Source organism: Mesorhizobium sp. M0227 (assembly GCF_040321855.1).
Lineage (GTDB): Bacteria > Pseudomonadota > Alphaproteobacteria > Rhizobiales > Rhizobiaceae > Mesorhizobium.
The window spans coordinates 76,051-89,041 of record NZ_JAMYSJ010000019.1; the positions used below are offsets into that span (position 1 = coordinate 76,051).

Annotated in this window: 12 protein-coding genes; 5 read left to right on the forward strand and 7 right to left on the reverse strand. The window is 61.4% G+C overall.

Annotated elements, in window-relative coordinates:
* The first annotated feature begins 54 nt into the window (after positions 1-54).
* From NKJ00_RS22950 to NKJ00_RS22970, 5 genes are all read left to right on the forward strand, one after another.
* Positions 55-804, forward strand: coding sequence for a GntR family transcriptional regulator (locus tag NKJ00_RS22950; protein WP_352610905.1), 750 nt, complete (start codon positions 55-57; stop codon positions 802-804).
* Positions 805-935: 131 nt separating this feature from the next.
* Positions 936-2,450: a putative N-acetylmannosamine-6-phosphate 2-epimerase gene (locus NKJ00_RS22955; protein ID WP_502895847.1), complete on the forward strand. Its 1,515-nt coding sequence runs from the start codon at positions 936-938 to the stop codon at positions 2,448-2,450.
* A gap of 82 nt (positions 2,451-2,532) precedes the next feature.
* Positions 2,533-3,828 carry an ABC transporter substrate-binding protein gene (locus NKJ00_RS22960; protein ID WP_352610902.1) on the forward strand — a complete coding sequence of 432 codons (1,296 nt, stop codon included), beginning with the start codon at positions 2,533-2,535 and terminating at the stop codon, positions 3,826-3,828.
* Positions 3,829-3,884: 56 nt separating this feature from the next.
* Positions 3,885-4,751, forward strand: coding sequence for a carbohydrate ABC transporter permease (locus tag NKJ00_RS22965; protein ID WP_023809441.1), 867 nt, complete (start codon positions 3,885-3,887; stop codon positions 4,749-4,751).
* A 2-nt stretch (positions 4,752-4,753) separates the two neighbouring features.
* Positions 4,754-5,575, forward strand: a complete 822-nt coding sequence (locus NKJ00_RS22970) for a carbohydrate ABC transporter permease (RefSeq protein ID WP_023809440.1) — start codon at positions 4,754-4,756, stop codon at positions 5,573-5,575.
* Here the strand turns inward: NKJ00_RS22970 and NKJ00_RS22975 are convergent.
* The 7 genes from NKJ00_RS22975 to NKJ00_RS23005 all read right to left on the reverse strand — a co-directional run bounded on the left by NKJ00_RS22975 (position 5,565) and on the right by NKJ00_RS23005 (position 12,918).
* Positions 5,565-6,692 carry an NAD(P)/FAD-dependent oxidoreductase gene (locus NKJ00_RS22975; RefSeq protein ID WP_128303908.1) on the reverse strand — a complete coding sequence of 376 codons (1,128 nt, stop codon included), beginning with the start codon at positions 6,690-6,692 and terminating at the stop codon, positions 5,565-5,567. The two genes, NKJ00_RS22970 and NKJ00_RS22975, sit on opposite strands and share 11 nt — an antisense overlap.
* Before the next feature lie 176 nt (positions 6,693-6,868).
* Entirely contained in the window at positions 6,869-7,258 is a 390-nt protein-coding gene (locus tag NKJ00_RS22980; RefSeq protein ID WP_155930552.1) for a hypothetical protein, read from the reverse strand.
* A gap of 81 nt (positions 7,259-7,339) precedes the next feature.
* On the reverse strand, positions 7,340-8,950 hold the full coding sequence (locus NKJ00_RS22985; RefSeq protein ID WP_352551546.1) for a GMC family oxidoreductase: 1,611 nt from the start codon (positions 8,948-8,950) through the stop codon (positions 7,340-7,342).
* A 56-nt stretch (positions 8,951-9,006) separates the two neighbouring features.
* Positions 9,007-10,038, reverse strand: coding sequence for an extracellular solute-binding protein (locus tag NKJ00_RS22990; protein WP_352631314.1), 1,032 nt, complete (start codon positions 10,036-10,038; stop codon positions 9,007-9,009).
* 104 nt (positions 10,039-10,142) lie between these two features.
* Entirely contained in the window at positions 10,143-10,931 is a 789-nt protein-coding gene (locus tag NKJ00_RS22995; RefSeq protein ID WP_128303911.1) for an ABC transporter permease, read from the reverse strand.
* Entirely contained in the window at positions 10,928-11,827 is a 900-nt protein-coding gene (locus tag NKJ00_RS23000; protein ID WP_352631316.1) for an ABC transporter permease, read from the reverse strand. The genes NKJ00_RS22995 and NKJ00_RS23000 overlap by 4 nt, the downstream gene beginning before the upstream one ends.
* The gene (locus NKJ00_RS23005; RefSeq protein WP_352631318.1) at positions 11,824-12,918 is read right to left on the reverse strand and encodes an ABC transporter ATP-binding protein; all 1,095 of its coding nucleotides are present in this window, start codon (positions 12,916-12,918) and stop codon (positions 11,824-11,826) included. Before NKJ00_RS23005 ends, NKJ00_RS23000 begins: the two co-directional genes overlap by 4 nt.
* Positions 12,919-12,991: the final 73 nt, after the last annotated feature.

Genomic DNA, 12,991 nt, shown 5'->3' on the forward strand with positions numbered 1-12,991 from the left:
AGGTCCAGTCAGGAATGTTCCGATCCAGGGTGCTTCTCGCGCGGAGGAAAGGCAATGACAACCGTGAACCTGATCGGGCTTGTCAGTCGGGAAATGGAAGCGACAGCGTCCGATGTGCCGCTTTACAGGCGGTTGAAATCGGCGATCGAGGCAGCGATCCGCTCCAATGCATTGAAGGCCGGCGCGGTTCTGCCAGGCGAGCGGGTTCTGGCGGAAGCCCTGTCGATCTCGCGAGTCACTGTGAGAAAGGCCCTGGCGCTGCTCGAAGAGGAAGGGCAGCTCAATCGCCGGCACGGTTCCAAAACCGAGATCGGGTCGCGGGTCGAGAAATCGCTTTCGACGCTGACGAGCTTTTCGGAGGACATTCTGGCGCGCGGCCTGAAGCCTGGATGTCTATGGCTTTCCAAGCAGATAAGCCGCCCATCCCCAGCCGAAATGATGGCCTTGGGTATTGCAGGCAATACCAATGTAGTTCGCATGCGTCGTGTGAGGACGGCCGATGGCGCGCCGATTGCCGTCGAAGTCTCGGCCGTGCCGGTTCGCTTCCTTCCTTCGCCCGAGATGGTTCAGGATTCGCTTTATGAAGCGCTTGATGCACGCGGCTTCCTGCCTCAGAGGGCAATCCAGCGCATGCGCTCGCGCGGCGCATCGCTAGAGGATGCAAGACACCTTCATTGCGAGATGGGCGCACCGCTGCTGATGACCGAGCGCCGCTGCTTTCTCGCCGACGGACAAATCGTGGAATACTGCGAGACACGATACAAGGGCGACGTCTACGATTTCGTCTTCGAGCTGCAAAGGTAATACCAGTTATGAACTGGTTGTAATCTGGTATTTTCCATTTATCGTGATGGCGACAAGGGAGTGCCGACGTGCAGCGGGAAGACATCACCAACAGTCTCATCGTGTCCTGCCAGCCGGTTCCCGGCGGCCCGATGGATAGTGCGCAATTCGTGACAGGCTTTGCCAAGGCCGCTGTTGAAGCCGGAGCCAAGGCCCTGCGCATCGAATCCGTGCCCTATGTCGCGGCCGCCCGCCTGGCCGTGCGCGTGCCGATCATCGGTATCGTCAAGCGCGATCTCACCGACAGCCCCGTGCGCATCACACCCTATCTGGCCGATGTCGAGGCCCTGGCCGAGGCGGGCGCCGATATCATCGCTTTCGATGCGACGGACCGTGTCCGTCCCGTTCCTGTCGAAGCGCTTGTGAAAGCCGTCAAGGCCAGGAACAAGCTGACCATGGCCGATTGCTCTTGCCTTGACGATGCGCGCCGGGCCCTTGCCGCGGGTGTCGATTTCGTCGGCACGACGCTTTCCGGCTATGTCGGCGGGCCGGAGCCGGAGGATCCGGACATCGCCCTCGTCGCTCAAATGCGAACCCTGACCCCCTACGTCATCGCCGAAGGGCGTATCCGGTCGCCTGAGCAGGCGGCTGCCGCCGCGCGCGCCGGCGCCAGTGCCGTGGTTGTCGGCTCGGCGATCACCCGTACCGAGCACGTCACCTCGTGGTTCCACCAGGCGATTTCCGACGCCTATGCGGCGAGAGGCGCGCAACCCCCCCTAGGCACAAGTGTCCTGGGCCCAACCGTCCGGGGCTCAACCGTTCTGGGCCCATCCGTCCTGGGCATCGACATCGGGGGAACCAAGACCATGGCCGCGCTGGTCGGCGGCGGCACGGTGATCGATGACAAGATCGTGCCGACCGCGCGCGAGGCTGGACCCGACGCCTGGCTTGCATCCTTGGCGCAAAGTACGTCGGCCTGGTCCGGCCGCTTCAGTCGTATCGGCATTGCGGTGACCGGATTGGTAGAGGATGGACGCTGGTCGGCGTTGAATCCGGCGACGCTTGGCATTCCCGATGACTACCCGCTGGTCGAAAGGGCATCCGCGGTTTTCGGCAAGCCGGTCCGTGCGTTCAACGATGCCCAGGCAGCTGCCTGGGGCGAATACAAATTCGGCGCCGGGCAAGGTCGCGACATCGTCTTTCTGACCATCTCGACCGGAATTGGCGGCGGCATCGTTTGCAACGGCCGATTGCTGTCCGGTCTTGCCGGTCACTTCGGTCTGATCCGTGGTCTGTCTGAAGACCGGGCTCCGCTCGAAGACGGCACCTCCGGTCGCTGGATCGCTTCGCAAGCCCTCAAGGCCGGCTTCAAGGCCGATGCCGCCGATGTGTTCGGGCGTGCGCTGAAGGGCGAGGCCTGGGCCGGCGCCATCGTCTCGCAGAGCGCCTCGCGGGTCGCGACGCTGTGCCGGGACATTCAGATGATGTTCGATCCCAAATTGATCGTCATCGGCGGCAGCATCGGTCTTGCAGAAGGCTATCTCGACCGGGTGCGCGCACATCTGAGCGAGGTCCCGCCGCGCCTTTCCCCCGATCTCGTAGCGGCGAAGCTCGGAGGCCACGCCGGCGTCATCGGTGTTGCCGATCTTGCCGAATGGGCAAGGTAACGGCGCGCCCGATCATGTCATGCAAAAATCATCAAAAAAGAAGGGAACGATCATGAAATTGAGCAGGACGTCTTTTGCGCTTATGGCCACCCTCCTTGCGGGGACGGCTTTGCCGACCTCTGCCAACGCAACCGTGACCGTGCTCGGCTGGCCTGGCGGCTCCGAGGAAACCGCACTGCGGGCAACCGTGGAAACCTACAACAAGCAGGCCAGTGATGCCGACAAGGTGGAGTTGCTGTTCTTCAACCGCGAAGGCTTTTACGACAAGCTGCAGGCCGACATGGCGGCCGGATCCAGTGCCTTCGACGTGAACCTCGTCGCCACCTACTCGCTCGGTCGCTACGCGCCCTATATGGAGCCGATCGATCTTGGCGCGGACGCGGCCAAGGTTTTCGGCGAATCCGTTCTCAAGACGATGCAGTTCGACGGCAAGCAATACGGCGTGCCGACAGACCTTTCGTTGCACTTCATGTACTACCGCAAGGATCTCATCGACGCCTTGATCAGGGATGACGCCGCCAGGAAGACCTATGGTGAAATCGCCCAGACGTATCTCGGCAAGCCGCTGCAGCCGAAAGACCCGGACAGCTGGACCTGGGACGACTGGGGGGCCACCGCCCTCTATTTCACCAAGCGGGTGAACCCCGACAGCCCGGTGCGTTATGGCACGGTCCTGCAGATGAAGAACCTGCTGTTCAACATGATGGTCTTCCAGTCCCTGCCGCGCTCCTACGGCGGCGACTGGATGGACAAGGACGGCAATGTCACGGTGGATTCCGATGCCTACAAGGCCGGCCTTGAGCTCTACAAGAAACTCTATGATGCCGGGTCTTCGCCCAAGGATTCGCTGAGCTACGAATATGCGGAAACCAACGCCGCCTTCGCATCCGGCCAGGCCGCAACGGCGCTGCAGTGGAATGCCGCGGCGTCGGATCTGACCAGCACCGAAAAATCCCCGGCCGTCGCCGAGGTGACCGGGATCGTCGCGCCGCCGACAGGTCCCGACGGACGCGCCGATCATATTCACGGCCTTGGTTTGGGCCTCAACAAGAACGCCACGAACAAGGAAGGCGCCGTCAAGTTCCTGAAGTGGCTCGCCACCGAGGAGGCGGCCTTGCTCTATGCGCGCAGCGGCGGTTCGCCGGCATTGTCTCCCGATGTCGTCGGCAAGATTGCGAAGGAACGTCCCGACCTCGTCAAGCTCGGCGAATTCGCCAGCAAGTACGGCTATGTCATGACCGGGGCGACGTCCGCGAATGCGCTTCCGGTCTATGAGCTGCAGGCAAAGGAGTTCACTGGCTACTGGTCCGGCCAGCAGAGCCTCGAGGATGCGCTCGCCCACACCAAGGTGGGCATGCAGGACCTTCTGAAGAAATAAATTATTGGCTGGACGCCGGGCCGAGGCCCGGTATCCGGCGCGTTTGGCGGATCGACATGGCCCTTGTGACACGTGCCGAAGGCAGGAAGTATCTGACGCCGCTGGTCGGCTTCCTGCTTCTGTTTCTCGGCTTTCCGGCGATCGTCAATCTGATCTATTCCGTTTCGACCGTCACATTCGAGACGTTGCGCAGTCCGGTGTTGAGCGGTTTCGGTAACTATGTCGCGGTGTTGAACGACCGCGAATTCTGGAGCTCGGCCTGGTTCTCTCTGCGCTTCGGTATTCTTACCGCATCGGCGGAATGTCTGATCGGCCTTTTCCTTGCCATCTTCCTGGCGCCGCTTCTGAGCAAGCGTCCAGTCCTGATGGCGCCGTTGATGCTGCCGCTGATGGTCGCGCCGGCCATGGTCGGTCTCATGTACCGGCTGGTGCTGCATGAATTCGCGGGCCCCGTCCCCTACTATCTCTTCGAATGGTTCGGCGACAGCCCGGCCTTCCTCGACATCGACAATGCCTTCCGCACCCTTGTCGTCGTGGAGACGCTGCAATGGACGCCTTTCGCCTTCCTGCTCTTCTACATGGCCTATTCGGCCATACCGCTCGACGTGCGCGAAGCCTCCTCGCTCGATGGCGCATCACCGTTTGAGATCGTCCGCTGGATCGACCTGCCGTTGATGAAGCCGACGCTGGTCATCGCGTTTTTCATCCGTTTCATCGACGGTTTCAGGGTGTTCGACAATGTCTACGCACTGACCGGCAGTGGCGCTGGCGGTTCAACGACGTCCTTGTCGATCTACATCTATCAGGCTTTCTTCAAGGAAGGGGCTATCGGCAAGGCGGTCGCCGCCTCGGTTGTGCTGTTCCTGGCTTCGTTCATCGTTCTCCACGGCCTTAACCGGCTTGCCGGCCGCAGGAAGCTTTGACGATGGTCAGGGCACTGCGCTGGATCGTTTTTGCCATCGCCGTGCTGGCGATGAATTTCCCCATTATCGTGACGCTGATCACATCGCTCAAAAGCCAGCGCGAGCTTTCGACGAACCCCGGTTTGTGGATCAGCCAGCCGACGCTCGACAACTATCTGGAGGTCCTGACGCAGACCAGCCGCTTCAACATCTATGCCTATCTGCTGAACAGCACCGTGGCGGCGCTGATTGGAACCGGCCTTGCGATCGCGCTCGCGTTCCCGGCTGCCTATGCGATCGCGCGTAGCGAGGCGGGAAAGCGCTTGGTCCTGCCGATCGTCATCAACCTTCGCGCCGTGCCGCTGATCATCTTCGCGATCCCGCTTTACATGATGTACCAGTGGCTGGGCCTGCTCGATACGCGGATCGGGCTCGGGCTCATCCTGACCATCGTCAACGCGCCGCTTGCGCTCGTCATCCTGGTGAACGCGATTTCAGATGTACCGGTCGAACTCGACGAGGCGGCGAAAGTCGATGGCGCAAGTTCCTTGCAGGTGATGATGATGATCGTCCGGCCCGTCATCCGACCGGCGCTCGTCACAACCTTCATTTTCGGCTTCATCACTGCCTGGAACGAGTTCCTCTTCGGCCTCATGCTGACAACCAGCCGTGCCGTCCCGATGACGGTCGGCGCATCGTTTTTTTTCGCCGCAAGCGGCGGCGGCGTAAAATGGGGAACCGCTTCCGCGGTCATGATGCTGGGCGCCTTGCCGCCGGCCTTGCTGGGTCTTGTGATGTATCGGCAGATATCAGGATCCATGACCGCTGGAGCGGTCAAAGGCTAAGGCAAGACGAGTTCGTCGTTCTGACTAGTTGGACAACCCTATCCGACAGGGCGAGCGCACTTGTCAGGCCAGGTGACTCGATTCCGAAAAGACTGATCAGCCGTCCGGACGAATCTGCCAGAATGTCGAAATCGCCGAACTGCAACCCGTTCGTTTTAGGCCGCAGCCCGCAATAGCTCGGCTCCAGTTCCCCGTCCCTCAGCCCCGGCCAATAGCGTCGGATGGCCGCGTAAAATGGCGTGGCCCGAGTTGGGTCGACCGCGTAGCCGACCTCATCGACGGGCTCGACGTCCGGCCCGAAACGAACCGATCCGCCCATATCCAGCGTCAGGTGAACTCCGAGGCCGCCTGGTTCCGGAACCGGATAAACAAGATGGTTGAAGGACGGGCGGCGTCCAAGCGCAAAATAATTGCCTTTGACGTAGGTGACATCTGGGATTTTGCCGCCATGCCCGCCCGCGAGGCTTCGGGCAACGAGATGGGCTGACAATCCGGCCGCATTGATGACCAGATTTGCGGCGATCCTATAGCCTTCCATATCGCCTCCAAACTGGAGCTCGCAGCCCGTTTCGTCGACGCTCCCGCCGAGAACCGGCGCGCGAAACGCAAAGGTGGCACCGGCATTCTCGGCATCGCCCTGTAGCCCCAGCATCAGCGCGCGGCTGTCGACGATCCCCGTGCTTGGGGACAAAAGCGCGCCGGCAACGTCCAGTTCAGGCTCAAGGCGTTCCACATCCGAGCGGCTGAGCATCTCCAGGTCCGCAACACCATTGTCCGCAGCCTTGGTCCGGATCCCCTCCAGAATCGGCAATTCCGCGTCGCTGGCGGCGACGATCAGCTTGCCGATGCGTTTGTGCGGAATCCCGCGCGCTTCGCAATAGCGGTAAAGCGCGTTCTTTCCTTCGACGCATAGCTGCGCTTTCAGGCTGCCCTTCGGATAGTAGATGCCGGCATGGATGACCTCGCTGTTGCGGCTCGACGTGCCCAGCCCGGGGCTGTCCTCGGCCTCCACGACAAGAACTTCGCGTCCATCGAGCGCCAGCTGCCGCGCAATCGCCAGGCCGACGACGCCGGCGCCGATGACGATGCAATCGACTTTCTCGTCGGGGACCTCCATCGTCAGTCGCCAGACCCTAGGGAACAATGCAGGACGTGCAAGCAGGCCTCACCAGAATTGCGGACCCACCGAAGGCGCCGCCAGCATGAGATGTCACCACAAGCATGACATGTCACTCCACCGCCGAGCAAATAGAACGAGATGTCCAGACCGATGCCGTTCATCGGCTGCTGGGTTCAATTCAAACTTGCGTTGTGTGGCGCACGCAGCGCAATTTGTTTGCGTCCCGTTGCATTGATGCCAACCGCGATCTCGGCGGCCCTGCCAAGGTCGTGCTTCAGAACCCAGACGCGCGGCGAAAGTTCATCGTCTTTCTGCAAGGGCAACTCGGCATCTCCGCGCAGGAGGCGGATACGATGCTGGAGCACTGCGCCAACTCCTTCGTCGGCATCTTCACGACCTTCGACCGTCGGTTTCGCCAGCGGTTCGCGAAGGCCGACATCGAAAGGCTGCTGCGCGAGATCAACGGCGAGGCGGATGAGCGGGACGATCAAGCCGCTTGAATTCGATGGCGCGTGCCCGCCGCAGCCCAGCTGCAAAAGGTAGCGGTTCAATGTTTGATTCACTGAACCGCTCCAACTTATTGTTTTTGCGCGGCTACTGAAGGAAGGCCGCTGTACGCCTTTCCTGGAGTTGCGCTACAGAAATTATCCCCGGCCCAGGATCATCTCCGCTGCCCGCTGCCCGATCATCATGCTGGGGGCATTGGTGTTGCCGCCGATCAGCTTCGGCATCACGGACGCATCCGCGACCCGCAAGCCACCGATGCCGCGCACCTTGAGCGTTGCCGGGTCGACGACGGCCATCGCGTCGGTCCCCATCTTGCACGTCCCCACCGGATGATAGACGGTGAGCGCTTCGGCACGCAAATAGGCGAGGATCTCGTCATCGCTGCGAACATCCTTGCCCGGCAGCATCTCCGTCCCCCTGATTGGGTCGAACTCGGATGCGGCAAAGATTTGACGCGCGATCTTGATGCCTTCGACCAACACCCTGGCATCCTCGTCGTTCGAGAAGAAGCGATGATCGATCAGCACATCCCGCTTCGATGCCTGGCCTGACAGTTTGAGTTCGCCGACGCTTTTGGGCCTGAGCACGCAGGTGTGGATTGCGTAGCCATGGCCGTACTCCACCAGCTTGCCGCGATGGCTGCGATAGCCGGGCACGAAGTGGAACTGGATGTCGGGAATGCCGTTCGCATATTTCGTCCGGGCAAAGCCGCCGGCTTCGACATAGTTGGTGGTGAGCATGCCCTTGCGGCCGGCAAAGTACCGGAAAGGCGCAGCCAGCACGCGGGGCAAGTTGGGCAGCGACAGGCCGAGCGTCTTCGTGCTCGAGGAGCGGACCGTGATCATGCCGTCGATATGGTCCTGAAGGTTCTTGCCCACGCCCGGCAGATCGACAACCGGCTTTATGCCGATCGCCTGCAACTCGGCGGCTGCGCCGATGCCGGACGCCAGCAGGATCTTCGGTGAATTGATGGCCCCGGCCGAAAGCACGATTTCGCGGCGGGCCGACAGCGTCTTCTGCTCGCCCTTGTGCCGCACCCGTACCCCTGTCGCGCGCCCCTGGGCTATATCGAGGTCGATCACTTCGCATTCGCTGAGGATTGTGAGATTCTTGCGATCGAGCACCGGGCGCATGAAGGCGGTGAAACTGCTGAAGCGCTGGCCGCGATCCTGGGTGACATTGTAGATGCCGAGGCCGAACTGGCTTTCGGCATTGAAGTCGCTGTTGGCCGGAAGACCGGCATTGTTGCCGGCCTTGACGAACATCGACGACAGCACATTCGGATCGCGCGGCTTGTCGACCAGCAGTTCCCCGCCTGTACCGTGGTAGTGCGGGTCCTGGCCAAGCAGGTTGCGCTCGAGCTTCTTGAAGACGGGAAGCACGTCGCTGAATGCCCAGCCTGCGCAGCCGAGTCGCGACCACTCGTCATAGTCCTGCGCGGCGCCCCTGATGTAGACCATCGAGTTGATCGAACTGGAGCCGCCCAACGCCTTGCCGCGATTGACCGGAATCCTGCGGTCGTTGAGGTTGGGCTGAGGCACGCCGACATAGCAGTAGTCATAGTTCGGATTGCCGTAGAGCGAGAGGATGCCGGCAGGCACCTTGACCCGCAGGCCGCTGTCGCTGCCGCCGGCTTCGATCAGGCACACTTTGTGGGACGGGTTGGCGCTCAGGCGATTGGCAAGGACGCAACCGGCCGAGCCTGCGCCGATGACGATGTAGTCGTAGTCAAGATTTTCGGTCTGCATGGCCAGCCCCTTTGAGAATGGAGATGCCGGGGCGGCGCGCGCCCCGGCTGAGCGGCTCATTGCAGAAGCTGCGTCCAGACCTTGGTGACGAGTTCCTGCGCCGCCGGCGAGCAGGCCTGGCCCATCTTGACGGGAACGGTCGGGAACAGCTCCGGAGCGTTCTCCTTGTTGTAGAGCGCCTTGCTCTCGTCGATCTTCACCGGCGAAGAGTGGCCGTAATAATTGTACTGCGCCGTCGCGTTGTCGATCTGGGTCATGAAATCGATGAACTTCTTGGCGTTCTCGATATTGGCCGCGCCCTTCGGCACGACATAGGAATCCAGCCAGCCGACCAGACCTTCTTTCGGCATCGCGTATTCGACATTGGCCTTGTCGTTGCGGCGAAGCCTCATGGTGTTGCCGTCCCACCAGAAATGGGCGGCAACCTCGCCGCTGCCGATGCGGTTTTCGATGTTGTCGCTGGAATAGGCCGCCACGAATGGCTTCTGCGCCAGCAAGAGGTCGAGCACGCGCTTCATCTCCTGCGGGTCTTCGCTGCAATATTTGATGCCGAGATAGTTTTCCGCTGCCGGAATGGCTTCGTCGGGCTGCGCCAGGCTGGCGATCTTGCCGCGCAGCTCCGCCGGTGGCTCGAAATAGGTCTTCCAGCTGTCGACCGGGCCTTTGTAGAGGTCGCGGTTGACGGTGTAGCCGGCATTGCCGAAGGCGAGCGGGATCGAATGATTGCCTGTCGCATCCCACCACGGTTTCTGCCAGTCCGGCAGGACTTGGCTGTAGGCCGCCATCGAGCTGGCGCCGAAATCCTCGAGCAGCCCACTATCGATCATGATCTTCACGAAGTGCTGCGAAGGCGTGACGATGTCGTAGCCCGACGAGCCGGCCTGCAGCTTGGTCAGCAGGTCCTCGTTGGATGAGAAGGCGTCGACCGTGACCTTTATGCCGGTTTCCTTCTCGAATTTCGTGACCATCTCGGGCGAGATGGAATCCGCCCATGCGTAGATGGCCAGGCTGCCCTCGGCGAGAGCGGGCACGCTAAAGGCGAGGCTCATGGCACCGGCCATGGCGAGCGCTGCAATTTTAGTCGTCATGTCATTCCCCTGTTTGTTGTTCTCCCAAGGGCGACGATAACAAACCGTCGGGTTCGATAAATTCGATTTGCCCGACGCCTTGATTAGGAAAAACTACGCCGCTGCTACTGCCGTCGCTGGAGCAGGAAGGCCACGGTCGCCAGCACCACCGAAACAATCATGATCAAGGTCGAGATTGCGTTGAGCTGCGGCGACACGCCCTGCTTGATCAGCGAGAAAATGTAGACCGGCAGCGTGGTGGCGCCGCCGGAATTCAACAGGTTGCTGGTGATGAAATCATCCATCGAGATGACGAAGGCGAGCATGGCGCCGGCGAACACACCGGGCAGGATGAGCGGCAGCGTGACGCGACGAAAGGCGACCCAGCCGGTGGCATAGAGATCGCGGGCCGCTTCCTCCAGATCGAGGTCCATCCCTTGTAGGCGGGCGCGTATCGGCAGGAAGGCGAACGGGATGCAGAAAGTGGTGTGGGCGATCATCAGCTTCACCATTCCGTTGGCGAGCCCGATCTCGGAGAAGAGGATCAGGACGGCGACAGCAACGACGATTTCGGGCAGGAGCAGCGGCAGGTTCACCACCGCTTCGGAGATCCGGCGGAACCGGACATCGCGGCCGCGCACCAGTACCAATGCCGCCATCAACGCGACAAGCGTCGAGGCGACTGTAGCGACCGCGGCAACGAGCAGGGAGGTCTTCACCGCCGTCATCAGGTTCGCGTTGGACAAAGCGGTGGCGTACCAGTGCAAGGAGAAGCCGCCCCAATTGGAGACGATCCGGTTCGCATTGAAAGAGTAGAACACCACGACGGCGATGGGCAAATAGAGATAGGCGAAGAAGATCGCGCTGAAGAGACCGAAGCCCGGATAGCGCCTGACATCATCGTCCGCGTTCATGCCGCACGCTCCAGGCCTTCGGTGCGCATCGAGCGCCGACCCTGGAAAATCAGGAAGACCATGACCGCGGCCATCAGCACGATGGCGATGGCGGCGCCGAGCGGCCAGTTGCGGGCGCCACCGAACTGCAGCTGGATGAGATTGCCCATCATCATGGTCTTGCCGCCGCCGAGCAGGGTCGGCTCCAGGACCGCGCCGAGGCTTGGAACGAACACCAGGATCGCGCCGGCGATCATGCCGGGCCGGGTGAGGGGTAGGATAACGCGGCGCAATGTGGTGAGGCGGTTGCCATAGAGATCATGCGACGCCTCGATGAGCGCAGGGTCGAGCTTTTCGATCGAGGCGAAGATCGGCAGGATCATCAGCGGAATGTAGCTGTAGACGAGACCGAGCAGCATGGCGGTGTTGCCGAACAGCAGCGAGTCCATGTTGTCGACGAGGCCGAGACCGCGAAGGGTCTTTTCGACGACACCATCCTTGCCAAGGATGATGATCCAGGAATAGACGCGCACGATCATTGAAACCCAGAATGGCAGCGTGACGAGATAGATCAGCAGCACTTTGATCGCCGGCCGCTGCAGCGCGATGAAATAGGCGACCGGGAAGCTCAGAAGCAGGCAGATCGATGTTGTCACGGCCGACAGGACCAGCGTCCTGGCAACGACGATGAGATATTGCGGATTGAACTCCAGCTCGCCGGTCCAGCCTTCGTTGAACAGCAGCTGCTTGTAGGGCGCGGTGGTGAACACATATTCGAACCCGCCGTAAGGTCCGCGCGTCGAGAACGACACCACGATGATGATACCGATCGGGATGATCAGCGTCAGCAGCATGATGAGATGGGCCGGCAGCAGGCCGAGGACATTCCAGTCAGGAGTTTTTGTGGGTGCCTTCATGCGCCGAGGATCCGCACGGATTCGGCGGCAAAGCCAACTTTTACCGATTGCCCGATTTCGAACATCTGGCCGCGGCTGACGCTGTTGCGCTTGGAGATGCGCAATTTGGTGCCGCCCGCTTCAATCAGGTAGTATGTGTAGCCGCCGAGATAGTTGGTGCTCATGATCGTGCCATCGACAGCGATCGGGTTGTCCTGGGCGGGCAGGCTGATCTTCTCCGGACGTATCGACAGGAACGCCTTCTGGCCGGCGACTGCTTTCTTGTGGGAGGCCGTCAAGGTCATGCCGAGCTGCGTTTTCACGGTTGCCTGCTCGCCGTCCACGGCAATCACGTCGGCGTCGAGGAAGTTGGTCTCGCCGATGAAGTCGGCGACGAAGCGGTTCGACGGCTCCTCGTAGATCGCCGCAGGCGTGCCAAGCTGCTGGATCTCGCCGTCCCCGAGAACGCAGATGCGATCCGACATGTCGAGCGCCTCTTCCTGGTCATGGGTGACGAAGACGAAGGTAATGCCGGTCTTACGCTGCAGGATTCGTAGTTCGTCGCGCATGGCCTGGCGCAGCTTCAGGTCGAGAGCCGAGAGCGGTTCGTCGAGCAGCAGCACTTCCGGTTCTGGCGCCAGGGCGCGGGCGAGTGCGACGCGCTGGCGCTGGCCGCCCGACAATTGCTGCGGCTTGCGCCCGGCAAAGGCCTCCATATGCACGAGACGAAGCATATCGGCGACGCGCGCGTCACGGCGGTCCTTTGACCAGCCGAGGTTCTCGAGCCCGAAGCCGATGTTCTGTTCAACGCTCATATGCGGAAACAGGGCGTAGCTCTGGAAGACGGTGTTGACCCGCCGCTTGTGCGGCGGCAGTCCCTGTATGTTCGAGCCGTGCAGGAAAATCTGCCCCGTAGTCGGCTGCTCGAAGCCGGCCATCATGCGCAACAGGGTGGTCTTGCCGCAGCCGCTCGGGCCAAGCAGCGTGAAGAACTCGTTGTCGTAGATGTCGAAGGAAACAGGCTTCAGCGCCTGATAGGTGCCGAATACCTTGGAGACGCCCTTGATCTCGACAGCCTTTCGAGGTGCGCGGTGGCCATTCTCATCATTCATGGTCTGGGCGCTCCGGTCAGGACTTTGCGAGCTCGGCAATGAAGGATTTCAACGCCGCGCCACCAAATGGGGC